Origin of the sequence: Mycobacterium kubicae (assembly GCF_015689175.1) — a bacterium.
GTDB lineage: Bacteria > Actinomycetota > Actinomycetes > Mycobacteriales > Mycobacteriaceae > Mycobacterium > Mycobacterium kubicae.
On the sequence record NZ_CP065047.1, the window covers coordinates 1365391 to 1390968 of the forward strand.

Consider the following 25578-nt stretch of genomic DNA (forward strand, 5'->3'; position numbering starts at 1 on the left):
CCTCGAACACGACTATTGTCGCGCCTGTGAAGCGCATTCCTTACGCCGAGGCGTCGCGAGCCCTGCTCCGGGATTCGGTGCTGGATGCGATGCGCGACCTGCTGCTCACCCGCGACTGGTCGGCGATCACCCTGTCCGACGTCGCGCGCTCCGCGGGCATCAGCCGGCAGACCATCTACAACGAGTTCGGCTCCCGGCAGGGCCTGGCGCAGGGCTACGCACTGCGCCTGGCCGACCGCCTGGTCGACGAGGTGCATGCCGCCCTCGAGGCCAACGTCGGCAACATCTACCAATCCTTCCTGCAGGGGTTCCGGGCGTTCTTCACCGAGTCGGCGGCCGATCCGCTGGTGATCTCGCTGCTCACCGGCGTCGCCAAGCCGGACCTGCTGCAGCTCATCACCACCGACAGTGCGCCCATCATCACCCGCGCCTCGACCCGGCTGGCCACCGCTTTCACCCAGACCTGGGTGGCCACCAGCGACGACGACGCCAACGTGCTGTCGCGGGCGATCGTGCGGCTGTGCCTGAGCTACGTGTCGATGCCGCCGGAGGCCGACCACGACGTCGCGGCGGACTTGGCCCGGTTGATGACGCCGTTCGCCGAGCGGCACGGGGTCAACATCGTCCCCTGACATGACGCCCGGGGGCCGACGGCTACAGTGGCACAAGAGCATACCGAAGCTAAGTAGTTGCTCGGCCCCCGTAAGTTTTCCCAGTAAGGACCAAACACGCCATGACGACGACGGAAAATGCGCTGACCCCAGATGTTCGTAACGGCATCGACTTCAAGATCGCCGATCTGTCGCTAGCGGAGTTCGGTCGCAAGGAGCTCCGCATCGCCGAGCACGAGATGCCCGGCCTGATGTCGCTGCGCCGCGAGTACGCCGAGGTGCAACCCCTCAAAGGCGCCCGCATCTCGGGTTCACTGCACATGACCGTGCAGACGGCCGTGCTGATCGAAACCCTCACCGCGCTGGGCGCCGAAGTGCGTTGGGCGTCCTGCAACATCTTCTCCACCCAGGACCACGCCGCGGCAGCCGTCGTCGTCGGCCCGCACGGCACCCCCGAGGAGCCCAAGGGTGTTCCGGTGTTCGCCTGGAAGGGCGAGACGCTCGAGGAGTACTGGTGGGCCGCCGAGCAGATGCTGACCTGGCCCGACCCCGACAAGCCGGCCAACATGATCCTCGACGACGGCGGCGACGCCACCATGCTGGTGCTGCGCGGCATGCAGTACGAGAAGGCCGGCGTGGTGCCATCCGCCGAAGAGGACGACTCGGCGGAGTGGAAGATCTTCCTCGACCTGCTGCGCCGCCGGTTCGAGACCGACAAGGGCAAGTGGACCAAGATCGCCGAGTCCGTCAAGGGCGTCACCGAAGAGACCACCACCGGTGTGCTGCGCCTCTACCAGTTCGCCGCGGCCGGTGACCTGGCCTTCCCGGCGATCAACGTCAACGACTCGGTCACCAAGTCCAAGTTCGACAACAAGTACGGCTGCCGGCACTCCCTGATCGACGGCATCAACCGCGGCACCGACGCCCTGATCGGCGGCAAGAAGGTGCTGATCTGCGGCTACGGCGACGTCGGCAAGGGCTGCGCGGAGTCGGTCAAGGGGCAGGGCGCCCGCGTCGTCGTCACCGAGGTCGACCCCATCAACGCGCTGCAGGCGCTGATGGAAGGTTTCGACGTGCAACGCGTCGAGGACGTCATCGGCGACGCCGACATCGTCGTCACCGCGACCGGCAACAAGGACATCATCACCCTCGAGCACATGAAGGCGATGAAAGACCAGGCGATCCTGGGCAACATCGGCCACTTCGACAACGAGATCCAGATGGCCGCACTGGAGCGCTCCGGCGCCACCAAGCTCAACATCAAGCCGCAGGTGGACCAGTGGACCTTCGGCGACACCGGCAAGTCGATCATCGTGCTCTCCGAGGGCCGGTTGCTCAACCTGGGTAACGCCACCGGCCACCCGTCGTTCGTGATGAGCAACAGCTTCTCCAACCAGGTGATCGCCCAGATCGAGCTGTGGACCAAGAACGACGAGTACGACAACGAGGTCTACCGGCTGCCCAAGCACCTGGACGAGAAGGTGGCCAAGATCCACGTCGAGGCGCTCGGCGGCAAGCTGACCAAGCTGACCAAGGAGCAGGCCGAATACCTCGGTGTCGACGTCGAGGGCCCCTACAAGCCGGACCACTACCGCTACTGAGTTTCTCCGCCGAGCAGACGCAGAATCGCACGCAGGAACCTCTTCCAGTGCGAGTCTGCGTCTGCTCGCGCTACCACCGATAGGCTCGCGCGGTGCTGATCGCGATCGAAGGTGTCGACGGTTCGGGCAAGCGCACGTTGACCGACGGGCTGCGGGCGGCGTTCGAATCCGCCGGCAAGTCGGTGACCACGCTGGCGTTCCCGCGGTACGGCCAAGCGGTGACCGCGGACATCGCGGCCGAGGCGCTGCACGGCGAGCACGGTGATCTGTCGTCCTCGGTCTATGCAATGGCGCTGCTGTTCGCGCTCGACCGCGCCGCCGCCATCGCGCAGATCGAGGGGCTGACGCGCGACTACGACGTGGTGATCCTGGACCGCTACGTCGCCTCCAACGCGGCCTACAGCGCGGCCCGGCTGCATCAAGACGCCGCCGGCGAGGCGGTGGCCTGGGTGCAGCGGCTGGAATACCAGCGGCTGGGACTGCCCGCGCCGGACTGGCAGGTGCTGCTCGCGGTGCCCACCGAACTGGCCGGACAGCGCGCCCGCAGCCGCGCCGAAGCCGATCCCGGCCGGGCCCGGGACAGCTACGAACGCGACGACGGCCTGCAGCACCGCACCGGTGCGGTGTACGCCCAACTGGCCGCGGCGGGCTGGGGTGGACGGTGGCTGGTCGTCGACGCAGATGTCGATCCGAGCGCTCTGGCCGCCACTCTGGCGTCCTCGAAAGGCTGATTTTGACGGTTTTTGCCGTTACTGAGAAAGAAACGCCCGTGTGGTGCGCCAGTTTTGTCCCGAATCGGTGACACCATGGAGGCCATGAGGCAAAGGATTCTCGTCGTCGACGACGACGCTTCGCTGGCCGAGATGCTCACCATCGTGTTGCGTGGGGAGGGTTTCGACACCGCAGTCATCGGTGACGGCACTCAGGCCCTGACCGCGGTGCGCGAGCTGCGCCCGGATCTGGTGCTGTTGGACTTGATGCTGCCCGGCATGAACGGCATCGACGTGTGCCGCGTGCTGCGCGCCGACTCCGGCGTGCCGATCGTCATGCTCACGGCCAAGACCGACACCGTGGACGTGGTGCTCGGCCTGGAGTCCGGCGCGGACGACTACATCATGAAGCCGTTCAAGCCCAAGGAGCTGGTGGCCCGGGTGCGGGCCCGGCTGCGCCGCAACGACGACGAGCCCGCCGAGATGCTCTCGATCGCCGATGTCGACATCGACGTCCCGGCGCACAAGGTCACCCGTAACGGCGAGCAGATTTCGCTGACACCGCTCGAGTTCGACCTGTTGGTCGCGTTGGCGCGCAAACCGCGTCAGGTGTTTACTCGTGATGTGCTGCTCGAACAGGTATGGGGATACCGGCACCCGGCGGATACCCGCCTGGTGAATGTGCACGTCCAGCGTCTGCGGGCCAAGGTCGAGAAAGACCCTGAGAACCCGACTGTGGTGTTGACCGTTCGAGGAGTGGGATACAAGGCCGGACCTCCGTGACCCGCACCTTCGGTGCTGAGCGTCGCGTTAGGGGAGAGCGACGCGCGTGATGTGGGGCTCGCGGAGACGCATCAGAGGTCACCGCTGGGGGCGAAGTGCCCCCATGACGCGCGGCTTGAGCGCGCTGAGTCGCGCCGTCGCGATCGCCTGGCGCCGGTCTTTGCAGCTGCGGGTCGTGGCGTTGACGCTGGGGCTTTCGCTGGCGGTGATCCTGGCCCTGGGTTTCGTGCTGACCAGTCAGGTCACCAACCGCGTCCTCGACATCAAGGTCAAGGCGGCGATCGACCAGATCGAGCGGGCGCGCACCACCGTGACCGGAATCGTCAACGGTGAGGAAACGCGCTCGCTGGACAGCAGCCTGCAACTGGCGCGCAATACCCTGACGTCCAAGACGGATCCCGCCTCGGGCGCCGGCCTGGCCGGCGCCTTCGACGCGATGCTGGTGGTGCCCGGTGACGGGCCGCGCGCCGCGTCCACCGCCGGGCCGGTCGACCAGGTGCCCAGCTCGCTGCGCGGCTTCGTCAAGGCCGGGCAGGCGGCCTACCAATACGCGACCGTGCACACCGATGGCTTCTCCGGACCGGCCCTGATCGTCGGCACCCCGACATCGTCGCGGGTGGCCAACCTCGAGCTCTACCTCATCTTCCCGCTGGCCAATGAGCAGGCCACCATCACGCTGGTTCGCGGCACCATGGCCACCGGCGGGCTGGTACTGCTGGTGCTGCTGGCCGGGATCGCGCTGCTGGTGTCGCGGCAGGTGGTGGTGCCGGTGCGCTCGGCGTCGCGGATCGCCGAGCGGTTCGCCGACGGGCATCTGTCCGAACGCATGCCGGTGCGCGGCGAGGACGACATGGCCCGGCTCGCGGTGTCGTTCAACGACATGGCCGAGAGCCTGTCGCGGCAGATCACTCAGCTCGAAGAATTCGGCAACCTGCAGCGCCGCTTCACCTCCGACGTCAGTCACGAACTGCGCACCCCGCTGACCACCGTGCGGATGGCCGCCGACTTGATCTATGACCACAGCGCCGACCTCGACCCGGCGCTGCGCCGGTCCACCGAGTTGATGGTCAACGAGCTGGACCGGTTCGAGAGCCTGCTCAGCGATCTGCTGGAGATCTCCCGGCACGACGCCGGTGTCGCCGAGCTGTCGGTCGAGGCGGTCGACCTGCGCACCACCGTCAACAGCGCACTGGTCAACGTCGGCCACCTCGCCGAGGATGCCGGCATCGAGCTCCTCGTCGACATGCCCGCCGAGGAGGTCATCGCCGAGGTCGACGCGCGCCGGGTCGAACGCATCCTGCGCAACCTGATCGCCAACGCCATCGACCACGCCGAGCACAAGCCGGTGCGCATCCGGATGGGCGCCGACGAAGACACCGTCGCGGTCACCGTGCGCGACTACGGCGTGGGATTGCGGCCGGGGGAGGAGAAGCTGGTGTTCAGCCGGTTCTGGCGCTCGGACCCGTCGCGGGTGCGGCGCTCCGGCGGCACCGGCCTGGGCCTGGCCATCAGCATCGAAGACGCCCGGTTGCATCAGGGCCGACTGGAAGCCTGGGGGGAGCCGGGCAACGGCGCCTGCTTCCGGCTCACGCTGCCCCTGGTGCGCGGGCACAAGGTGACCACCAGCCCGCTGCCGATGAAGCCCGTTCCGCAACCCAACGGTCAGCCGGCCGCCCAACCGATTGCCCCCGAGCCCAAAGTCCGCCCGCGTGAACACGCCGAGCGGAGCGGCTGATGCGCCGGCTGCTGGCCCTGTTGATGGTCGCCCTGCTGCTCGGTGGTTGCGCGAGCGTGCCCAGCTCCTCGGCCCCGCAAGCCATCGGCACCGTGGAACGGCCCGCACCGTCGAACCTGCCCAAGCCGACCCCCGGCATGGACCCCGATGTGCTGCTGCGCGAATTCCTCAAAGCCACCGCCGACCCGGCCAACCGCCATCTGGCCGCACGCCAGTTCCTCACCCAATCGGCGTCCAACTCCTGGGACGACGCCGGTAGCGCACTGCTGATCGACCACGTCGTCTTCGTCGAAACCCGCGGCGCGGAACGGGTTTCGGCCAACATGCGCGCAGACATCCTGGGTTCGTTGTCCGACATGGGCGTCTTCGAGACCGCCGATGGCCAGCTGCCGGATCCCGGACCCATCGAGTTGGTCAAGACCTCCGGCGGATGGCGCATTGACCGGCTGCCCAACGGGGTGTTTCTGGACTGGCAGCAGTTCCAGGCCACCTACAAGCGCAACACGTTGTACTTCGCCGACCCCACCGGCAAAACGGTGGTCCCGGATCCGCGCTACGTCGCGGTGTCCGACCACGACCAGCTGGCCACCGAGCTCGTCTCCAAGGTGCTGGCCGGGCCCCGCCCGGAGATGGTGCACAGCGTGCGCAACCTGCTGTCCCCGCCGCTGCGGCTACGCGGACCGGTGACCCGCGCCGACGGCGGCAAGAGCGGGGTGGGCAAGGGGTACGGCGGCGCGCGCGTCGATCTGGAGAAGCTGGCCACCACCGACCCGCACAGCCGGACATTGCTTGCCGCACAGATCATTTGGACGCTGGCGCGCGCGGATATCCGGGGCCCGTATGTGATCAACGCCGACGGCGCCCCGCTCGACGACCGATTCGTGCAGGGTTGGAACACCTCCGACGTCGCCGCCACCGACCCCGGTGTCGCCGACGGCGCCGGAGCCGGCCTGCATGCGCTGGTCAGTGGGTCGCTGGTCAAGTTGGACGGACAGCGGGTCACCACCGTGCCCGGCGCGTTCGGCCGGATGGGGGATCAGACCGGTGCGGCGCTGTCGCGCAATGGCCGGCAAGTGGCCGCGGTGGTCACCCTGCGCCGCGGCGCGCCCGACATGGCGGCGTCACTGTGGATCGGTGACCTCGGGGGCGAGGCCGTGCAGTCGGCGGACGGACACAACCTGTCGCGGCCGAGCTGGTCGCTGGACGACGCGGTGTGGGTGGTGGTCGACACCAACAACGTGCTGCGCGCGATTCAGGAGCCGGCGTCCGGGCAGCCGGCGCGAATTCCGGTGGATTCCAACGCAATCGCCTCCCGGTTCCCCGGTCCCATCACCGACTTGCAGCTGTCCCGGGACGGCACCCGGGCCGCGATGGTGATCGACGGGCAGGTGATCCTGGCCAGTGTCGAGCAGACGCAGGCGGGCCAGTTCGCGCTGACCTACCCACGGCGGCTGGGTTTCGGCCTGGGCTCTTCGGTGGTGTCGCTGTACTGGCGCACCAGCGACGACATCGTCGTCACCCGCAACGACGCCACTCATCCGGTGTCGTATGTGAACCTCGACGGCGTCAACTCCGATGCGCCGTCCCACGGCCTGCAGATCCCGCTGTTCGCGATCGCGGCCAACCCCTCCACGGTGTACGTCTCCGCGCCCCAGGGGGTGCTGCAGTATTCGCCGTCGGCCGCGGAAAATCCGCAGGGCTGGTCGGATGTGGCCGGCCTGGTGATCGCGGGCGCGGCGCCGGTACTGCCGGGATGACCCCGCCGGCAGAGCCGCGTTGTCCCGCTCGTCACGTCACCGATAAACGGACCGGAAGCGCGGTCAGGCCACGCATCAAAGTGCTGCTGCGGTACTCGGGAGAAAAGTTGTCACACAAGCTGATTCGCGTGAATCGGGCAAGCAGCCGACCAATCGCGATCTCCCCCTCGAGGCGCGCCAGTGGCGCGCCCAGGCAATGGTGAATGCCGTAGCCGAACGCGAGATGTGGGTTGGGCGTTCTGGTCACGTCGAGGCGATGGGGATCGTCGAACTGGCGGTCGTCGTGGTTGGCCGAAAGCAGCGCCACCAACACCGGTTGACCCGCCGGTATCTCGACGTCGCCGACTGTCACAGCCTCGGTGGTGAACCGTTGGGTGGCCATATTGAGTGGGCTCTCGATGCGCAGAAATTCCTCGACGGCCTGCGGTAACAGTGCGCTATTGGCGCGCACTGCCGCCAGCTGAGCTGGATTGCACAACAACGCCAGGACGCCATTGCCGATGAGGTTCACCGTGGTCTCGTAGCCCGCCAAGATCAGCAGGAAAGCGGTCGACACCAGCTCGTCCGGGGACAGTTCATCATCGGCAACCGACGTTTGCACCAAAGCGCCCAGCAGGTCTTCGGTGGGCACCTGACGCTTGGCATCGATCAATCTGGCCAACAGTTCGGCCAGCGCCTCCTCGGCGGCGCTTAACTCATCGGGGTTGGCGGTGGTCAAGAGAGGCTCAACGTGCCTGCGAAAGGCGCTGCGCACCTCCGGCGGCACGCCGAGTAACTCGCTGATCACCCGTAGTGGCAACTGGAGCGCGTACGACTCCATCAGGTCCACCACCCCGTGCGCGGCGGCGGTGGCTGCGATGGGATCGAGCAGTTCGTCGGCGATGCGGCCAATCGTCGGCCGCATCCGTTGCACGCTGCGGACAGTGAAGGCTTTGGTGACCAGTTTGCGCAACCGAGTGTGGTCAGGCGGGTCCTGGAGCAGCATGTGGCTGTAGAGCACCGACTGATGCGGGCTGTCTCTGCCTGCCGGGTAGAGCTCCATCACCGCACGCCAGTTCTTGCTCAGCCGTGGATCGACCAAAGCAGCTTTCGCCTCGGCATATCGGGTGATCAGCCAGACGTGATGGCCACCCCACATCGCGACGCGACACGCTGGGCCGCTGGCGCGGAGCTGGCTGTAGGTGGCGTGCGGATTCTGGACGAAGGCCCGGCCAAGCCGAGGCAAGGGCTGCGCCGGGACAGGCTCTGTTGCGACCCGGCAGTCGTTCTGGCTCATAGCTCGCATAGTGCGTACGCCCACCGCGGTTATCCAGGATGCCGATTTCCTGGTTGCGTGACTCCCAGGGTCAATGACTGACCAGGCGGCGCAGCGCGGCCTCGGACGCAGAACCGGCATCGGCCCAGTACGCGACGAGCCAGTGACCGGTCGACGGCAACATCATCTGCTGATAGTTGAGATCCAGGGGTCCTACCCGCGGATGGTTCACCAACATGACTCCGGCGGCTACCTGTCTCACGTCGTGTCGGGCCCACAATTGTCTGAACCGTGGGCTGGTGTCATGCAACTCGGCAACCAGGCTCAGCAAAGCCGGATCTGGGTGCTGACCATACAAGGCACGAATCAAGGGCACCGCCCACGCGGTCAACGGCTTCCAGTTGCGGTGGAAATGGCGCATGTCCGGCTCTACGAACAATGCCCGTAGCGTGTTGGCTCCCACCGAGTAGTGGGGCGAGAACGCCGTGGCCAACTTGTTGGCGGCGACCACGGTTAGGCCCGGGTCGACGACGTGCCCGATCGTGAGCGGCCAACTGTCGATCAAGACCTGGATCGCCGGATGAAGCTGTTGGAACGAGTCGACACGAGCGTCGTCACGGTGGGTCAAATTGCGCATGTACGCGACGGCTTGCTCGTCCAGCTGTAGAGCCCGGCCAATGGCCTCAAGCACCTGATCCGACGGATTATCTTCTCGCCCTTGCTCCAGACGCACGTAGTAGTCGGTGCTGATGCCGGCGAGCACTGCGACTTCCTCTCGGCGCAACCCTGTGACTCGGCGGCGTCCACCGGCAGGCAAACCGATATCGGCCGGCTGTACCCGGCTTCGCCGGGCCCGCAGGAATTGTCCGAGGGCAGATGTTTCGGGCAAGGCGCTCAGCCCTGCCGACGTCTCAGGTATCAGCGTTTGACCTCCGTCCGGTGTCAGTTGCAGGCCAGCTGCCAACGGCCCTAAAATGTTGCGGCGGCCGTTTTTAACGGTGTCTCAACGATTCGCTGTTGAATGGAGCAACTCAGTCAGCATCCAACCCGGGGCGTCGCGCTCACCCCGCGTTTCCACTGCTACCACTATTTTCGTATCGATGGTATCGCAGGTTGTACTGCCTTTCAAACGGTTGTACCGACGCCCTGCCGCGCTGAGCGGTACCCGCATCGCGCGCCTCAGGTCGCCTGAGCACCCGTTCTGCCGCCTAACCCATTGCCGGGCAGGATATTCGGGTTGTTGTGAAAGATGTTGTCCGGGTCGTACCGGTGCTTGATCTTGGCCAGCCGCTCGTATTTGCCGTTCCGGTAGGCGTCGCGCACTCGGTCGTCATCGTCGGCCGCCAGAAAATTGGCGTAGACCCCGCCGGTTTGCCACCGAGACGTCGCCGCGGACGTCTCGCGCGCCCAGTTGACGTGTGGCTGCCATTCTTCGTCGGGCTGCCAGCGGGTCAGCATATTGATGAAGTGATCCGCATGACGGTCGGCGAACGCAGTGTCGTTCTCAGCCAGCAGATCCTGGGCGCCGTGCTGATAGGAGATCTCCACCGTTGAGACCAGCGACGGCAGTCGGCGGGCGGCGTCAAGGAGCGCTTCGGTGCAGTCACCGGTAATCGGCCCGAGGTAGCCACCTTTGGTGTAGTTGCATGCGCCCGGGCCCAGCAGCGCATCGTTGGCCGACTGCAGGTCCAGGAATGGCATCATGGCGAGGTTGCCCAGAAGTGTTGGGGCGCCGCTCCACAACTCGTCGTTGATCTCTTGCGCGTCGGCGGTGTCGCCGGTCCACACGCTGAGCAGCATGCATACCGGTTCGTTGAGCAACTCTTCAGGTATTCCGAGGTCGGCCGTCGCGCGGCGTAAGTACACCGTCACTTTCAGGTCATCGGGTGCCCGCCGCATCATCTGGTCATAGTGAGCGATCGCGCCGGCCGCCTCGTCCAGTCGATACAGTGCGATGCCGACCGGAAGAGCTTGCGCCACGGGATGTGTCGCGAACTCGAATTCGGTCACCACGCCGAAGTTGGCGCCGGCTCCGCGCAATCCCCAATACAGATCGGCGTTCTCACTGGCGCTGGCTCGCACGACACTGCCGTCGGCCAAGACCACGCGAGCCGAAACCAGGTTGTCGCACGTCAGGCCGTACTTGCGGGTCAGCCAGCCTTGTCCTCCGCCCAGCGCCAGACCCGCCACACCGGTCTGCGACATCACACCGGCCGGGGTCGCCAGACCGTGGACCAGGGTGGCCTGATCCATATCGGCGAGCAGGCAACCACCGCCCACGCGTACCCTGCCGGCCTCGGGATCTACCTTGACCTGGCGCATTCTGCACAGGTCGATGACCACGCCGTCGTCGATCATTGAATGGCCGGCGACGCTGTGGCCACCGCCTTTGACCGCCAGTGCAAGGTTGCGTTCACGGGCGAACGCGATCGCCGTAGCAACGTCAGTATCGTTGCCGCACCGGATGATTGCCGCGGGGCGGCGATCGATCATGTAGTTCCAGATTCGACGCGCGCTGTGAAAGTCCGGATGCTCCGGGTGCACCACGTCGCCAGTTAGCCGATCGCTCAATTGGGCAAGCTCGTCTGCGGAAATGGGTTGTCCAGCAAACGGAGTCGCGTCGCTCATCGCACCCTTCACCCCCGGGCTGCCCGGCACCCCCGACAGTAACGGGGGCCCGCGCAGACTGCATACCCGAAATACGCAGCGCTGTGGACGAATCACGCAGAGCCGCTGTCCTGCTATAGCGCAGGATAGTCACCGCCGCTAGCGTCGCGTCCGCGGGTGTGCTGAGACATCTACCCACGGTGAGTAAAGGGCGACCGAGTGAGGAAAGGACCGACGGCGGACGCTGCAGACACGCTGATATGGACGCCGGCGAAGGAGTTCAACGACTTCGCCACGGTCTGCTGCGGACAGCCCCATATGCATTTGTTGACTGACCCTGCCGAGTTCTCGCTGTCCCACCGCAGAGCCCGGATGGGTGGGGTAACCCTCTCCGAAGTCGACGTCGGATCGGACTTCTCGATGGATGCCGGCGAGGTATGCGGTGCTTACCGGATCCTGGTGCCGCTGTCGGGCCGCATCGAAGGTCTTCATCGGGGCTTTTCGCTCATGGGTGGGCCAGGTGCGGCTTCCGTGTACGCCCCACAGGGCCACACCGCGGCGCGCTGGACCGCCGGAACGAAGTTGATCTCCCTCAAGATCGACCGTTGCGCCGTCGATGATGCTCTCAGCGATGCGATCGGTCGGCAGGTGATGGCCCAACCCGACTTCACCCCCGTCATGCCCTCTGGCACGGCGCCGACGCGAAGCTGGATCAACCTGGTGGTGTCGTTCAAAGAGCAGCTTTTCCGTCCCGAGAGCGTGGTGACACAGCCAATTGTCGGATTGCCGTTCGTCGACAGCCTGGTGCGTGGATTCCTGGTTGCTGCTGAACACTCCCACCACGACGCCGTTACCGGAGCAGACGGGCTGGATGCACCTCGCGCGATCCAGACGGCGATCGACATTATCGAAGCCGAAGCCCATCTGCCCCTGACCCTGAGCGCCATTGCCAGCCGCAGTCACATCAGTGTCCGCGCGCTGCAGCAAGGATTCCAGCGGCACCTGGACTCCTCGCCGATGGCGTATCTGCGCGAGGTGCGGTTGCGCCGAGCCCACCAGACGCTGCTCGAGTCCGAACCATCCGTGGTCACCGTCTCTTCCGTGGCTCACCGGTGGGGCTTCACCAACCTGGGTAGGTTTGCCGCGGCCCACGCAGCGCGTTACCGTGAAACACCGACGGAGACTTTGCGGCGCAAAGCGTACCGCCGCAACGCCACGCCAGGCGGCTATCCCCACAACAACAATTCAGCGGTAAGTGACATGGTCGCCAAAAACCCTGAATAGCCATGCCGAGAGAGAGGATCGCCATGGCGGATCGATTGAAAGATGCGTCGGTGACGATAGATACCGACGCATGGGTCACGGTGCGGTCGGTCGACGACTTCGCACAACTACGCAACAGTCAGCAAGGGTCAATGTCGTACTGGTGGCCAGACATCGGGCCGCTCGGGCCGGCAGGTGCTTTCTCATTCGCGCACCGGATCCGCCGCCTCGGCCCGATCACCCTGTTGGACGCGGACTTTCACGACAACGTATGGGTGAACGGCGGGGAGATGCGCCCCCACTATCACGTGACTGTCCCCGTCGCGACTCCCTCGTCCGCATGTGGCAACGATCCTTCCATCGTCGCAGCGCCCGGCCCACTCGGGGTCTATCGACCCGAGGGCAAAGCCGGCGTATCGAGTTACGTCGGCCGTCTGCTGGCCGTCATGATCGATCGCCATGCCGTGGAAGACGCGCTGGCAGGTGCGCTCGGGCGGTCGGTGACTTCCCAGATCGACTTCCAACCCACCATGGCCGACACGACGCAAGCCGTTCAGAGCTGGATCAACATGGTGTCACTGTTGGCCCAGCAGTTGTTCCGGCCCGACAGTGTCCTGCAGCAGCCGATGGTGGGGATGCCCTTCACCGACAGCGTGGTTCACGGCCTGCTACTTGCCGCCGACCACCCGTTCCGTGCGGAGCTGGCTGACCAGACCACGCAGCCTGCGCCCGCGGCACTCCGCGCGGCCATCGAGCTCATCGAGGCCGAAGCCGACCAGTCGCTGACGGTCTCGACGCTGGCCGCGCGCTGTTGTGTCAGCGTCCGTTCTCTGCAGGAAGCCTTCAAACAGAACCTGGGCACCACGCCGATGGCATACCTGCGCGACGTTCGCCTGCGCCGGGCGCACCAGGACTTGCTGAACGCGGACCCCGCGACGGTCACCGTGGCGTCGGTCGCGTACCGCTGGGGTTTTACCAACCTCGGCCGGTTCGCTGCTGCCCACAGCGCACGTTACCAAGAGCCGCCCTGGAAGACGTTGCGCCGCTGGCAGTTCTGTCGCGGTGCCTAGTGTTCGCTGCGGTAATCGTCAGCAATGAGGGATCTTGAAGGGCAGGACCGCCCCAGCGTCGATGACCGCGGTGGTTCCCGTGACATAACGACTCTCCTCGGCTGAGAGATAGACGATCGCTGGAGTGACGTCGGCCTCTTCCAGCCATGGCACGGCAAGGGCGTTCATTCCCATCGTCAGTTTCGCGACTTGCTCACTGGTGGCGCCAACCATGCCGGTGAACGCTTCGAATGACTCTAAGTTGCCGAACATAGGTGAGTGAACGGTGCCCGGATGCACGGAGTTCACCCGGATGCCGTGCGGTGCCAATTCCGCGGCCAGCGCCCGCATGAGCCCAGTGACGCCGTGTTTGGCGGCGACGTAATGTGCCAGGTTGACGAAGGCGACCAGACCCGCGATGGAACTGATGAGGATGATCGACCCACCTTGGCGCCGCTCGATCATGGCCGGCGCTACGGCTTTGACCGTCTTCCACGTTCCGGTGAGGTTGACGTCAAGCATCGTTTGCCAGGTGTCTTCCTCGAGCTCCACTGTGGAACCGAAGGAGACGATGCCGGCGTTCGCGATCGCAATGTCGATGCCGCCGAAGGTTTCGACACCCTGACGAACTGCGGCTTGCAATGCGGCTAGATCGCGCACGTCGGCGACGACGGGAAGGATCCGCCGTCCCGCTGCCTCGACCAGTTTGACCGTGTGAGCCAGGTCGTCCTGGGTAGCGCCCCGATAGGGCGCCGTTTCGACGTCACAGCAGTTGTCGACCGCGATGATGTCGGCACCCTCTCCGGCGAGTCCGACTGCGTGCGAACGTCCTTGGCCTCGAGCAGCTCCAGTGATGAACGCGACCTTGCCCGCAACCCTGTCCACCATCGCATCCATCTCCCGCAACCACCGATGTCATTGACTTCGACGGTATCCGGACGACCATGTGACAAATAGCCACTGCGCGCAGCGTCGTAGTCCAGATGCGAACAATGAGTCCAAGCCCGCCGTGCGCAGCACCGACAACCAATGTTGCCCAGGGGCGCACGCAACACTGGCGGGACGGTAGGCCGCCGAGCCACACTGGACGCATACCTGCCAGGAGGGCTTGAGTGTGGTCTGCGACGATGAAGCGCCCGCGAAACTCGCTGCCAATCAGCGCAATTGGGACGCTCGCGCGCCAATTCACGTGGGCAGCGCGTTCTATGGAGTCGGCCAACGGGACCCGGAGAGCTGGTTTGCTGACTTCGAGTGGCGCGACCTCGGCGAGCTGGGGAACCGCGAGGTCGCGCACCTGCAATGCCACTTGGGCACCGAGACGATGGCATTCGCGCGCAAGGGTGCTGACACCATCGGCCTGGACTTCTCCGCGGTCTGCGTGCGCGAGGCGCACCGGATCGCAGACGAAGCCGGGCTGGCCATCGACTACGTCTGCGCCGATGTGTACGACGCGGTAGCGGCCCTGGGCGCGCATCGTTTCGACATCGTCTACACCGGCAAGGGAGCGCTGTGCTACCTGCCGGACTTGACGGCGTGGGCGCACACCGTGGCCGGTCTGCTCAAGCCGGATGGCTTCCTCTACCTGGTCGAGTTTCATCCGCTGCTCAACGCGCTCGGACCGACCCAGAAGCCAGGCGTGCCAGACGATCTGGTCATCCGTCACGATTACTTGAGCGGACGGGGCGCCAACGAGCGCGACAGCGCCTACAGCTACACCGACGGTCCGGTATTGGCTGGTGACACCGTGCACTACGAGTGGGCGCACGGCGTGGGCGAAGTTGTCACCGCCGTCGTGCAAGCCGGTCTGCACATCGAAAGCCTCACTGAGACCGCGAGGCTGCCGTGGCGGCGCTGGCCGGTGATGGAGCGAACGACCGACGGCTGGTGGGCGATGCCGGAGAGCGCACCGAAATTCCCGGTGATGTACGCCCTGAAGGCACGTAGGACCGGCGCTGCCGACAATGCGACCTGAGGCCCACGGCCCGGATTCCGTACGCGCCTAGGACAGCAAGCTGCGCAGATTGGCTATCAATCCCTGTGTCGGCTTGCCTAACTTGAACGATGTGATGAGCTCTGCAGTCGCCTCTCCACCTGCGCGAGTCACTGCGGCGTCATGGCGCTGCGCCGGAGAGCAAAGCGACGTCTACCGGGCGCTGGTTGCTTCCGGCCTCTTCAGTAGGACTGATCCCCACATCGTGTCGGCGGTCTCGAGGGAATTGAAACCGCGACACTTCCGGACCGGGCGCGTCGTCGACACCCGAACCGACCTCGCCGGTCGGTTGTACATCGTCGTATCCGGCAAGGCGAAGTTGCACTACCGGCGCCTGGACGGTTGCCAAGTTCTGTTGTCAGTGGTGGGGCCGCCAGAAACATTCGGCGCGACAAGCATCTTCGATGAGGAATCCGGCGAATTGAGCGTCACCGCCCTCACCGACGTCACGGCGGTTCCCATCGAACGCGATCAGCTCCTGAGTTGCATGGCCGCGCGCCCAGAGGTCGCGGATCAGGTGCTGCGCCTGTTCGCGCGCCGGGCGAAGGCCGCAATCGACTGCCTCGTCGACTTCAGGTGCAACGTCGCGGCAAGCCGCATCGCGGGCCGCCTTCTGTGTTTGAGCCAGCGGTTCGGCCGGCGCGAGGGCGAGGTAGTTCGGGTGGTCCACGACATGACGCTGGCAGACTTCGCTGCAATGGTGGGGGTAGCTCCGGAGGCCGTTGCCGCGACGTTACGCGAATTCACCGATCGCGGCTGGCTGTATTCCGACGCAACAAGTTTCGTCATCGTCGATGGGCAGGCGCTAGCGTCGGTGCGGGCGATGAACGCACCGGAGGTTTGCCGTGTTTAACCGATTCACCTTGGCCGATTTGAGTGTCCGAGTGATGGCGGCGCCGATGGCTGGCGGTCCCTCTACCCCCGCGCTGGCCGCCGCGGTGACCAACGCGGGAGGTCTGGGCTTCTTGGCCGGCGGCTTACTGTCTGCCGAAGAGCTGACCGATGCACTCACCGCCACTCGGAAGCTGACCTCGGGCCCACTGGGCGTGAATCTCTTTGTGCCACAGCGCAGCGTCGCCAGCCTGGAAAGGCTCGCCGCTTACGCCTCGGCGTTGGAGCGAGAAGCCGAACACTACGGTGTAGCGCTGGGTGCACCGCGCCATTTTGACGACGAGTTCGACGCCAAGCTCGACGTGGTCTGCGATCTGCGACCGCAAGTGGTGTCGTTCACCTTCGGCGCACCGATCCAGGAGCAGTGCCGGCGGCTCGGTCAGCTCGGCATCATGACCCTCGGCACTGTCACCACGGTTCGGGAAGCGGTGATCGCACTGGGCGGCGGCGTGGATGCGCTGGTCGCGCAAGGTCCCAGTGCCGGTGGCCACCGGGCCACCTTCGACGCGCTGGCCGCGCCGCCCGACGATCCCCTCGATGATCTGGTCACCGCGCTGGTGGCGTGCTTCGATTGCCCGGTCGCCGCGGCCGGTGGGCTGGGGACTGCCGCGGATGTATTGCGGGTGCGCGGCGCCGGTGCCGCCGCCGTGCAGCTTGGTACGGCGTTTCTGCTCGCCGAGGAAGCCGGAACCCATGCGGTGCACCGAAAGGCGTTGGGTGCCGCGGAGTTTCGCCAGACTGTGGTGACGCGGGCCTTCACCGGACGGTACGCGCGCGCGTTGCGCAACCGATTCACCGACGAACACGACGCCGACGCGGTATCCGGCTTCCCGGAAATCGCCATGATGACAGCACCGCTACAGGAAGCCGCCCTCAAGGTCGGTGATCCGCACGGCGCGGCTTTATGGGCCGGCACCGCATTTCGCAACGCAAGAACGGCCGCGGCAGCCGACATCGTGCGCGAACTCGCGGGCTGACCCGGTCACACCAAAGGAGCTGATTGGAAATGGAATTCAGCAGTGAGAAAGTTGCCGTCGTCACCGGCGCGTCGCGCGGCATCGGTGCGGGCTTGGTCGAGGCCTACCGCAAGCATGGCTACCGGGTGATCGCCAACTCGCGCACCATCACCGACTCGAGCCATCCAGAAGTCGTCTGCGTCGCGGGTGACATCGCCGAGCCGGCAACCGCCGAGCACATCGTTGCCGAGGCGGTGACGCGCTTTGGCCGCATCGATACTCTGATCAACAACGCCGGTGTCTTCGTCCCGAAACCGTTCACCCAGTACACCCCTGAGGATTACGCGCGAGTCACATCGGTCAACGTCCTCGGCTTTTTCCAAGTGACCCAGCGCGTGATCGCCCACATGCTCGACCACGGCCGCGGCGGCCATATCGTCAACATCACCACCGCGCTGGTCGAGCAACCGTGCGCGGCCATTCCGTCAGTGTTGACCGCATTGAGCAAAGGCGGATTGACCGCCGCCACCAGGTCATTGGCGATCGAATATGCCGGCAGAGGCATCCGGGTCAACGCCATATCCCCCGGGGTCATCGATACCCCGCTACACGCTGGTGTCGACGCCTGTGCCGCCTACGCGCGTATGCACCCGCAGAACCGGATCGGCGGCGTCGCAGACGTCGTGCACGGTGCGCTCTACCTGGAGATGTCCCCGTTCGTGACCGGTGAAATTCTCCACATCGACGGCGGACAGAGCGCCGGTCACACCAATCCATGAATCAGCGAAACAGTGAGGTAGCAACGGATGTTGACTGATTCGGCCACTGATCTGGACCGGCGAATCCGGGAGAACCAGGAGCGTCTGGCCGCAAACTTGAAGCAGCGGTACGACTTCATCGTCTGCGGGGCTGGATCGTCCGGCTCGGTCATTGCGCGTCGGTTGGCCGAGGATCCCGCGGTCACTGTGTTGTTGTTGGAGGCTGGCGGAAGCGATGACATCCCGAGTGTCACCGAACCGGATCTTTGGCCGACCAATCTCGGCGGCGTGACCGACTGGGCCTTTCCCGCCGAGCCCAACGAGCACCTCAACGGCCGACAGTTGGTGCTGTCGATGGGCAAGGTCCTCGGTGGTGGCTCCAGCATCAACGTGATGGCCTGGGTGCGGGGCCACAAAGCAGACTGGGACTTCTTCGCGGCGGAGTCCGGGAACGACGCGTGGAGTTACGAGTCGGTATCGGAGGTCTACCGGCGCGTCGAAGATTGGCATGGCGCCACGATGGACGAGCGTCGAGGCAGCGGAGGACCTGTCTATCTCGAACCGAAGTGCCATCCACATCCGGCCGCAGCTGCGGTGCTCGAAGCCGCGAAGTATCTGGGCGTAGCCACTTTCGACAGTCCCAACGGGGAGCTGATGGAACGTCCGGGCGGTGTGGCGATCATGGATCTCATCGTGCGTGGCGGCAGGCGCCAATCCGTATTCCGTTCCTACACATATCCCTACCTGGATCGGCCGAACCTGACCGTGTTGCCCCGGGCGATCGTGCGTCGAGTGGTGATCCGTGGCAATCGGGCGGCTGGGGTGGAGGTCCGTTACCGCGACGAAGTGCGGCAGTTCGACGCCGACGTGGAGGTGGTGCTCTGCCTGGGCGCAATCCACACCCCGAAGGCCCTCATGCTCTCCGGAATCGGCGACCACAATCAGCTGCGGCCGTTAGGGATAACCGTCGAACAGCATCTGCCCGGCGTGGGGCGCAACTTCCATGATCACCTCGGCTTCACCTGCGTGTGGCAGGCACCCGACGATCAGCCGCTGCACGGGACGGGAGATATTATGTTGTTCTGGCCCAACGGGAATGACGGCGAACGTCCTGACTTCTTCGCGTGCCAAGGCGCGCTGCTGCTCGCCAGCCCGGAAAACATTGCGCGATACGGATTGCCCGATACCGGTTGGATCTTCCACGGGGCGCTCAGCCACCCCAAGAGCCGCGGCATGGTGCAACTGACCGGCCCGGATCCCGATCAACCGGTCCGAGTCACGCACAACGGAATGTCACACCCCGATGACCTCGCGTTGGCCGTGCAATGCGTCGACGGCATGCGTCGGGTCGGCAATTCAGCGCCATTGCGGCCGTTCGCCAAACGCGAGGTCATGCCCGGTGATCTGACCGGCGAGAGCCTGGTGCACTATCTGCGCGACGCCGCCCTCAGCTTCTGGCATCACGTGGGCACGGCGAAGATGGGCCGCGATCCGCTCGCCGTTGTCGACGGCAGCCTGAAGGTCTACGGCATCGAAAACCTGCGGGTGGCTGACGGTTCCGTCATGCCCCGAATAACCAGCGGGAACACCATGGCGCCGTGTGTGGTCATCGGCGAGCGGGCCGCCGACGAGATCAAGTCCGAATACGGCCTGACAAGCCGGCCGGTAAGCACGTGATTCTAGAGATCTCAATCCCCAGATACGTTGTGCGGCTGCTTGTTACCAGCAGGCCGCCCGACGCCGACGAAAGGCGAATTGCATGTCGACAGATGCGAGCATGGTGCGCAACGCTGATCTTCAACAGACGATGCTAGACATGATCTTCGGTTACCGGGTCAGTCAAACCATCCGGGCGTTCGCTGATCTTTCGCTGGCGGATCACCTTGCCGCGGGCCCGCTTACCGCCGCGGAAGTGGCCGCACGAGAAGGCAGTGCGCCGCAGACCACCTTCCGGCTGATGCGGGCCGGTATCCCGCTTGGCTTGCTGACCATCGACGCCGAGCAGCGCTTTCATGCCACCGCACTGTTGGACACCTTGCGCAAGGACGCACCGACATCGTTGTGGGGTCTGGTCCTCGGTGTAACCAACGACGCGTCCTGGTTGTCCTGGTCGAAGTTCGTGGAGTCGGTGCGAACCGGCCGTAGCCGGGCGACTGACGTTTTGGGCATGGATGCCTTTGAGTACCTGCGTCAGCATCCGGCGCAGTCTCAGCAGGTCACCGCCGCCATGGCAGCCGTGACCTCGCTGTGGGCACTCGATGTCGCCGATGCCATCGACACCAGTGAGGTCAAGCTGGCAGTCGACGTCGGCGGAGCGCATGGCGCACTGCTGGGGCAACTGCAGCAAAGGAATCCGCTGCTGCGGGGCATCGTCTTCGATCGTCCGCATGTCGCCGCCGACGTCGCGGCCGGTATCAACGCCGGCGACTTCGCCGATCGCACCCAAGTGCTCGGTGGCGATTTCTTCAAGGCGCTGCCACCGGCCGACCTGTATCTGTTGAAGTTCATCCTGCACGACTGGGAGGACGCGGACTGCGTGCAGATCCTGGGCCGCTGCCGAGCGGCGATGACTCCCGGCGGCCGCGTCGCCATCATCGAGTTCGTGGTGAACGAGGCCGATGATTCGCCGATGACCGCTCTGATGGATCTGGAAATGCTTGCGGTGGTCGGCGGTCGGGAACGCTCCCTTGCCGAGTTCGACGCGCTGTTGGCCCAGGCCGGGCTGCGGCGCGTGGCTGTGCGGCGGCTGGGCTCGCAACAGAGCGTCATCGAGGCCGTCGCCGACCAGGCGCCGGTGCAGCGCCTGAACTCTTGAGAGACCGACGGAACGGGCTACCCTCACACTGAGGAGAGGCCCTGTCGATGTCGCCTAGTTTTCCCCGGTTGCGCTGGGACGAGCCGCTGCGTGCGCTGGACATGCTGGCGTCGCTGTGGTCGTCGACGGGGTTGCCGTCGGTCAGCGCCGGGGCCGCTCAGGCGATCGCCGTTCCGTACCGGACGTTGTTCGCCACCCTGCAGCAGCTGCTGATCGGCAAGGAGGTCACGGTTCGGATCGGCGACCACGACGTGGTTCTGGTCGTCGCGGAGCTGGACTCGACCATGGATCCGCAGGGCTTGGCCGTCGGCCAACTCGGCGCGGTACGGGTGGGTGCGCGCGACATCCGTTGGGACGGAAAGTATCTCGAAAGCGCCGTAGCGGTACTGCACAACGTGCACATCCGGCCCGGGGTGCCGCCGCTGGTGATTGCCGCCCCCGCCGATCTGACCTTGGTGCTGCCCAGCACCATGTTCGACGACGTGCTGCGCCAAGCGGCGCCCGAGGTGCGCGGTGAGCTGTGTGAAGGGGGAACGGCGCGGCTGCGCTGGGCACGCCAACCGGGATGGGGAGGCGTCGAGGTCGACGTCGACGTGGTCGGCACGAGCGTGTGGCTGCGCCCGCGCATGCTGGTCACCGGTCGACGACGGTGGCGACTGCCCGCCCGAACCCCGGGCTATCAGGTGGCGCTGCCCGAGTTGCCGCACGGGCTGGTGATCACCGACGTCACGTTGGGCGCCGATTCGCTGCAGGTCAGCGGTCGCCTCCCGGAGTGGCGCATGGAGTTGCCGCTGAAGTACTTGGAGGATCTGATCACCCAACTCAGTCAGGGCGCGCTGAGCTTCACCTGGCCGTCGCTGCTCTGGGGCTGAGGGCCACCCACCGATCCCCGGAGGGCGGACGGTGCAGGCACGCGGATAGGGGCGGTCACCGTGGCGGCCATGGCCTGCCGGTGGGGTTTTTCCAACCTCGGCCGATTCGGCCGATTCGCCGCCACCCACGCCGCGCGCTTCGTGAGCCACCGGCGAAGACGCTGCGGCGCAGCGCCTGATGCGCATCCGGTCCAGAGGCGTTCGCGTGGCGGCCAGACGGTTCGGGCGGGCGCCCATAGCGTGATTTGCCATGGGGGCCACGCCGCACACCATCGACGTCGATCTCACCGACGGGTGTTTCTACGCCGACGGGCGCGCCCGCGAGGCGTACCGCTGGATGCGGGCACACCAGCCGGTCTTCCGCGACCGCAATGGCCTTGCCGCGGCGGCCACGTATCGGGCGGTCATCGATGCCGAGCGCAACCCTGAGTTGTTCTCCAATGCCGGCGGAATCCGGCCCGCGTACCCGCAGCTGCCCTACCTGATCGACATGGACGATCCCGCACATCTGCTGCGGCGCAAGCTCGTCAGCGCCGCGTTCACCGGCAAGCGGGTGAAGGACAAGGCGTCGTCCATCGCCAGGCTGTGCGACGAGCTGATCGATGCGGTGTGCGAGACCGGTTGCTGCGATTTCGTGCGTGACATCGCCGCACCGCTGCCGATGGCGGTGATCGGCGACATGCTGGGCGTGCTGCCCGAGGACCGGGCGACGCTGCTGCGTTGGTCCGAGCTGCTGGTGGGCGGCCCGAGGTCGGACGACGAGGCGTCGGTGCGGGCGGTGCGGGACGCGTTCGAGGCCTACACGACGTTCGCAATGGACGCCGTCGGCCGGCGGCGGACAGACCCGACAGACGACCTGTTCAGCGTGCTGGCGAATGCCGAGGTCGACGGGTGCAGGTTGTCCGACGACGAAATCGTCTACGAGTCGTTGCTCATCCTCATCGGCGGCGACGAGACCACCCGGCACACCTTGTCCGGGGGAGTCGCGGAGCTGTCGCGCAACCGCGACCAATGGGAGCGGTTGTGCGGCGACCCCGCCCTGGTGCCCAGCGCGGTCGAAGAGATGCTGCGGTGGACCTCGCCGATCAAGAACATGTGCCGCACTCTGACGGCCGCGGCAGACTTTCACGGCGCCCAGCTGCAGGCCGGCGAGAAAATGATGCTGCTGTTCGAATCGGCGAATTTCGACGAAACGGTCTTCGGCGACCCCGAGCACTTCCGCGTGGATCGACGACCCAACAATCACCTCGCGTTCGGTTTCGGCACGCACTTCTGCTTGGGCAATCAGCTCGCGCGGCTGGAGCTCTCGATCATGCTGGCCCGCGTGCTGCACCGATTGCCCGACCTGCGGATCGCCGATGGGGCCGAAATGCCTTTGCGCCCAGCGAATTTCGTTAGCGGCTTGGAATCGATGCCGGTCGTGTTCACGCCGTCGAAGCCAGCTGCGGCGTCCTAGCGCGGGCCGGACGGGCAGATGAGCCTGGCTATCGCCGCGGTGGGGTCGACGCATTCGTCAAGTCACCGATTGACAAAGCCGCGGTCACGACGCGGCCGGTGCACAGTATCGGTTCGGCAACCAAAAATCACTGGTCTAGGCAAGAAACCGGTGCCCCGATACGGTTCCCCATTGTCGCGTGAGGTACGGGCGCATCACGCAATAACGAACGGAGCGGGCGTTGTCGATTGATCGATTCTGCTTGGCGGTTGTCGCCGGCGCGGGGCTATGCGGGGCCGCAATGGCGCTCACGCCGAGCGCGGCGGCCGCGCCGTTGCCGACCGGCGGCCCCTCGTGCATCGAGCAGCTGGCGGGTGTGGGTGCTCTGCCGATGCCCGCCGCGCCGGTAGTGCTGCCTGGTCCGCCGGTAGCCGGCGCGGTGCCTCTCGCCCCGGTGATCCCGGCCGTGCCGCCAGTGGTGCCGCCCGTGCCGGTCGCGCCCGTTGGGGCCCCGCCAGCGCCGGTTGCTCCTCCTGCGGCACCGGTGGTGCCGGCTGCGGGCGCGGCCGCGCCTCCTGCCGCGGGGCCGGCTGCCGCTCCGGTGAACAAGGCGGCCGGCGCGGGTAAGGGTGCGCCCGCCGGGCCGGCCCTCACCTTCGATCCGCTGATTCTGCCGGGTCCGCCGCCACCTGCGCCGGCGCCGGCGCCGATTCCGGCGGTCCTGGCGGGAACGACGGCAGCTCTGCCCGCGTGCGGGGCGGCCGGCCCGCACCCGCAGTAGCGCTCCGCCGGGGCTCCGCCGCCACTCAACTACCGGTCTTCTTGTCACCCCCGACCGCCACACTGCGGGCATGCTCGATCTGATTCTGCCGCTGGAATGTGGTGGTTGTGGTGCGCCGTCGACCCGCTGGTGTGAGGCGTGCGCGGCCGAGCTTTCGGTGGCCGTCGACCAACCACATGTGGTCGATCCCCGCGTCGATCCTCAGGTGCCGGTGTTCGCGCTCGGCCCGTACCGGGGTGCCCGCCGCCAGGCGATCCTGGCGTTGAAGGAGCACCGCCGCGACGATCTGGTCGAGCCCCTGGCGCGGGCGCTGGCGATCGGTGTGCACCGGCTGCTGTCGTGGGGCATGGTCGACACCCCGCTGACGATCGTGCCGGCGCCGACGCGGCGCTCGGCGGCGCGGCGGCGCGGCGGTGACCCCATTACCCGGGTCGCTGCGGCCGCGGTGGCCGGCCACCCCGACATCGACGTGGTGCAGGCGCTGCGGATGCGAGCCCTGGTGCGCGACTCCGTGGGGCTGGGCACGTCGGCGCGGGAGCGCAATATCGCCGGCCGGGTCCTGCTGCGCGGTCGTCGGCCGCGCAACGATGTGGTGCTCGTCGACGACATCGTCACCACCGGCGCCACGGCCCGCGAGTCGGTGCGGGTGCTGCACGCCGCCGGGGTGCGCGTCGCCGCGGTTCTGACGATCGCGGCGGCCTAGAGAACGTGAAGAACTCGCAACAGCTGCACCAATTGGGTGGCACGGGGAGGCGAACACGGGCTAACGTCGAAATCAGCCTTAACGACTCACGGTCGCGATCTTCCTCAGGTTGACCCGGCACCGCGGTAGGAGGTGAGTATTCGACATCTTGCTCCGGCGGGCAGCCTGCGGCGGTCGATGTTTCCATGACCGCTCTAACCCCGTCGGGGCGTATCTGAACGCCGTGCACGCAGGTCGCGTGTGACGTGGACAAGAGAAACGAGTTGTCACGAATGTCAAGAGTCACCGTGGATTCCACACAGGTTCTGGAGCAGGCCCCCGCTGGAACCGACGAACAGGTCGAACCAACACCGCACGCCGAAATCGTCTTCAAGGGCCGCAACGTCGAGATTCCTGACCATTTCCGCACTTACGTTTCGCAGAAACTCGTCCGACTCGAGCGCTTGGACCGAACGATCTATCTGTTCGACGTCGAACTCGACCACGAACCCAACCGTCGCCAACGCAAGTCCTGCCAGCACGTGGAGATCACCGCTCGCGGGCGCGGGCCGGTTGTGCGCGGGGAGGCTTGCGCCGACAGCTTCTACGGCGCGCTGGAGGCCGCGGTCAACAAGCTGGAGAACCGGCTGCGCCGCGGCAAGGATCGCCGCAAGGTCCACTACGGCGACAAGACCCCCGTCTCAGTGGCCGAAGCCACCGCAGTCACGCTCCCGCCCCAGAACATGATCGACGGGGAGCCGGCCGAGCCCCTCGACCAAGAAGCGATCGTCGAACATGAGCCCGGACGAATCGTGCGGACCAAGGAACACCCGGCCAAACCCATGTCAGTCGACGACGCGCTCTACGAAATGGAACTGGTCGGCCACGACTTCTTCTTGTTCCTGGACAAGGAGACCGAACGGCCGTCGGTGGTCTACCGCCGCCACGCCTACGATTACGGCCTCATCCGACTGGCCTGATTCGCCGGGACTGCAGGATGAACGGCCATCACGCGGTCGTCACCTAC

At 66.1% G+C, this 25578-nt stretch carries 23 protein-coding genes; 19 read left to right on the forward strand and 4 right to left on the reverse strand.

Annotated features, from left to right (window positions below):
- The first annotated feature begins 26 nt into the window (after positions 1–26).
- The 6 genes from alkX to lpqB all read left to right on the forward strand — a co-directional run bounded on the left by alkX (position 27) and on the right by lpqB (position 7197).
- Complete coding sequence (gene alkX / locus I2456_RS06535; RefSeq protein ID WP_068029059.1) at positions 27–632, forward strand: TetR family transcriptional regulator AlkX; 606 nt, start codon at positions 27–29, stop codon at positions 630–632.
- A gap of 101 nt (positions 633–733) precedes the next feature.
- Positions 734–2212 carry an adenosylhomocysteinase gene (ahcY, locus tag I2456_RS06540; RefSeq protein ID WP_068029063.1) on the forward strand — a complete coding sequence of 493 codons (1479 nt, stop codon included), beginning with the start codon at positions 734–736 and terminating at the stop codon, positions 2210–2212.
- A 92-nt stretch (positions 2213–2304) separates the two neighbouring features.
- Entirely contained in the window at positions 2305–2943 is a 639-nt protein-coding gene (locus tag I2456_RS06545) for a dTMP kinase (protein ID WP_085072805.1), read from the forward strand.
- Positions 2944–3018: 75 nt separating this feature from the next.
- Complete coding sequence (gene mtrA / locus I2456_RS06550; protein WP_065160645.1) at positions 3019–3705, forward strand: two-component system response regulator MtrA; 687 nt, start codon at positions 3019–3021, stop codon at positions 3703–3705.
- 46 nt (positions 3706–3751) lie between these two features.
- Complete coding sequence (gene mtrB / locus I2456_RS06555) at positions 3752–5440, forward strand: MtrAB system histidine kinase MtrB (RefSeq protein ID WP_068159185.1); 1689 nt, start codon at positions 3752–3754, stop codon at positions 5438–5440.
- Positions 5440–7197, forward strand: a complete 1758-nt coding sequence (gene lpqB / locus I2456_RS06560; protein WP_163703776.1) for an MtrAB system accessory lipoprotein LpqB — start codon at positions 5440–5442, stop codon at positions 7195–7197. The genes mtrB and lpqB overlap by 1 nt, the downstream gene beginning before the upstream one ends.
- A gap of 31 nt (positions 7198–7228) precedes the next feature.
- Here the strand turns inward: lpqB and I2456_RS06565 are convergent, their stop codons facing one another.
- The 3 genes from I2456_RS06565 to I2456_RS06575 form a co-directional block, all read right to left on the reverse strand.
- On the reverse strand, positions 7229–8473 hold the full coding sequence (locus tag I2456_RS06565) for a cytochrome P450 family protein (RefSeq protein ID WP_085072838.1): 1245 nt from the start codon (positions 8471–8473) through the stop codon (positions 7229–7231).
- A 70-nt stretch (positions 8474–8543) separates the two neighbouring features.
- Complete coding sequence (locus tag I2456_RS06570) at positions 8544–9341, reverse strand: helix-turn-helix transcriptional regulator (protein WP_085072807.1); 798 nt, start codon at positions 9339–9341, stop codon at positions 8544–8546.
- 290 nt (positions 9342–9631) lie between these two features.
- Positions 9632–11080 carry an FAD-binding oxidoreductase gene (locus tag I2456_RS06575; RefSeq protein ID WP_085072808.1) on the reverse strand — a complete coding sequence of 483 codons (1449 nt, stop codon included), beginning with the start codon at positions 11078–11080 and terminating at the stop codon, positions 9632–9634.
- Between the two features lie 198 nt (positions 11081–11278).
- Here I2456_RS06575 and I2456_RS06580 point away from each other — a divergent pair, with 198 nt between their 5' ends.
- Both I2456_RS06580 and I2456_RS06585 read left to right on the forward strand, forming a co-directional pair.
- Positions 11279–12343 (forward strand): AraC family transcriptional regulator, encoded by a 1065-nt coding sequence (locus I2456_RS06580; protein WP_139822993.1) that lies wholly within the window; start codon positions 11279–11281, stop codon positions 12341–12343.
- Positions 12344–12393: 50 nt separating this feature from the next.
- Complete coding sequence (locus I2456_RS06585; protein WP_163703775.1) at positions 12394–13392, forward strand: helix-turn-helix transcriptional regulator; 999 nt, start codon at positions 12394–12396, stop codon at positions 13390–13392.
- A gap of 18 nt (positions 13393–13410) precedes the next feature.
- Here the strand turns inward: I2456_RS06585 and I2456_RS06590 are convergent, their stop codons facing one another.
- On the reverse strand, positions 13411–14259 hold the full coding sequence (locus I2456_RS06590; RefSeq protein WP_085072839.1) for a mycofactocin-coupled SDR family oxidoreductase: 849 nt from the start codon (positions 14257–14259) through the stop codon (positions 13411–13413).
- Between the two features lie 226 nt (positions 14260–14485).
- On the opposite strand from I2456_RS06590, the gene I2456_RS06595 reads away from it, so the two are divergent.
- From I2456_RS06595 to hpf, 11 genes are all read left to right on the forward strand, one after another.
- Positions 14486–15343, forward strand: coding sequence for a class I SAM-dependent methyltransferase (locus I2456_RS06595; protein ID WP_085072811.1), 858 nt, complete (start codon positions 14486–14488; stop codon positions 15341–15343).
- A gap of 94 nt (positions 15344–15437) precedes the next feature.
- Entirely contained in the window at positions 15438–16214 is a 777-nt protein-coding gene (locus I2456_RS06600) for a Crp/Fnr family transcriptional regulator (RefSeq protein ID WP_085072812.1), read from the forward strand.
- Positions 16215–16260: 46 nt separating this feature from the next.
- Positions 16261–17229 (forward strand): nitronate monooxygenase, encoded by a 969-nt coding sequence (locus I2456_RS06605; RefSeq protein WP_241007872.1) that lies wholly within the window; start codon positions 16261–16263, stop codon positions 17227–17229.
- A 29-nt stretch (positions 17230–17258) separates the two neighbouring features.
- A complete protein-coding gene (locus tag I2456_RS06610) occupies positions 17259–17987 on the forward strand; it encodes an SDR family NAD(P)-dependent oxidoreductase (protein ID WP_085072814.1) in 729 nt (242 codons plus the stop codon).
- 27 nt (positions 17988–18014) lie between these two features.
- Complete coding sequence (locus tag I2456_RS06615) at positions 18015–19643, forward strand: GMC family oxidoreductase (RefSeq protein ID WP_085072815.1); 1629 nt, start codon at positions 18015–18017, stop codon at positions 19641–19643.
- Positions 19644–19725: 82 nt separating this feature from the next.
- Complete coding sequence (locus I2456_RS06620) at positions 19726–20781, forward strand: methyltransferase (RefSeq protein WP_085072816.1); 1056 nt, start codon at positions 19726–19728, stop codon at positions 20779–20781.
- A gap of 47 nt (positions 20782–20828) precedes the next feature.
- A complete protein-coding gene (locus tag I2456_RS06625) occupies positions 20829–21653 on the forward strand; it encodes a hypothetical protein (RefSeq protein WP_085072817.1) in 825 nt (274 codons plus the stop codon).
- Between the two features lie 250 nt (positions 21654–21903).
- Positions 21904–23109, forward strand: coding sequence for a cytochrome P450 (locus I2456_RS06630; RefSeq protein ID WP_085072818.1), 1206 nt, complete (start codon positions 21904–21906; stop codon positions 23107–23109).
- Between the two features lie 280 nt (positions 23110–23389).
- On the forward strand, positions 23390–23869 hold the full coding sequence (locus I2456_RS06635; RefSeq protein WP_241007873.1) for a hypothetical protein: 480 nt from the start codon (positions 23390–23392) through the stop codon (positions 23867–23869).
- 70 nt (positions 23870–23939) lie between these two features.
- Positions 23940–24572, forward strand: coding sequence for a ComF family protein (locus I2456_RS06640; RefSeq protein WP_085072819.1), 633 nt, complete (start codon positions 23940–23942; stop codon positions 24570–24572).
- Between the two features lie 287 nt (positions 24573–24859).
- Positions 24860–25531 (forward strand): ribosome hibernation-promoting factor, HPF/YfiA family, encoded by a 672-nt coding sequence (hpf, locus tag I2456_RS06645; RefSeq protein ID WP_371869904.1) that lies wholly within the window; start codon positions 24860–24862, stop codon positions 25529–25531.
- The last annotated feature ends 47 nt before the right edge of the window (positions 25532–25578 follow it).

What these genes read in the sequence shown, in the direction of transcription:
- I2456_RS06625 (WP_085072817.1), top strand. Translation starts at nt 20,829, where the DNA reads ATGTCGCCTAGTTTTCCCCGGTTGCGCTGGGACGAGCCGCTGCGTGCG.
- I2456_RS06590 (WP_085072839.1), bottom strand. Translation starts at nt 14,259, where the DNA reads ATGGTGGACAGGGTTGCGGGCAAGGTCGCGTTCATCACTGGAGCTGCT.
- I2456_RS06620 (WP_085072816.1), top strand. Translation starts at nt 19,726, where the DNA reads ATGTCGACAGATGCGAGCATGGTGCGCAACGCTGATCTTCAACAGACG.
- I2456_RS06600 (WP_085072812.1), top strand. Translation starts at nt 15,438, where the DNA reads ATGAGCTCTGCAGTCGCCTCTCCACCTGCGCGAGTCACTGCGGCGTCA.
- I2456_RS06575 (WP_085072808.1), bottom strand. Translation starts at nt 11,080, where the DNA reads ATGAGCGACGCGACTCCGTTTGCTGGACAACCCATTTCCGCAGACGAG.
- lpqB (WP_163703776.1), top strand. Translation starts at nt 5,440, where the DNA reads ATGCGCCGGCTGCTGGCCCTGTTGATGGTCGCCCTGCTGCTCGGTGGT.
- I2456_RS06630 (WP_085072818.1), top strand. Translation starts at nt 21,904, where the DNA reads ATGGGGGCCACGCCGCACACCATCGACGTCGATCTCACCGACGGGTGT.
- I2456_RS06635 (WP_241007873.1), top strand. Translation starts at nt 23,390, where the DNA reads ATGGCGCTCACGCCGAGCGCGGCGGCCGCGCCGTTGCCGACCGGCGGC.
- ahcY (WP_068029063.1), top strand. Translation starts at nt 734, where the DNA reads ATGACGACGACGGAAAATGCGCTGACCCCAGATGTTCGTAACGGCATC.
- I2456_RS06615 (WP_085072815.1), top strand. Translation starts at nt 18,015, where the DNA reads ATGTTGACTGATTCGGCCACTGATCTGGACCGGCGAATCCGGGAGAAC.
- I2456_RS06640 (WP_085072819.1), top strand. Translation starts at nt 23,940, where the DNA reads ATGCTCGATCTGATTCTGCCGCTGGAATGTGGTGGTTGTGGTGCGCCG.
- I2456_RS06610 (WP_085072814.1), top strand. Translation starts at nt 17,259, where the DNA reads ATGGAATTCAGCAGTGAGAAAGTTGCCGTCGTCACCGGCGCGTCGCGC.
- I2456_RS06565 (WP_085072838.1), bottom strand. Translation starts at nt 8,473, where the DNA reads ATGAGCCAGAACGACTGCCGGGTCGCAACAGAGCCTGTCCCGGCGCAG.
- I2456_RS06605 (WP_241007872.1), top strand. Translation starts at nt 16,261, where the DNA reads ATGGCTGGCGGTCCCTCTACCCCCGCGCTGGCCGCCGCGGTGACCAAC.
- mtrA (WP_065160645.1), top strand. Translation starts at nt 3,019, where the DNA reads ATGGAGGCCATGAGGCAAAGGATTCTCGTCGTCGACGACGACGCTTCG.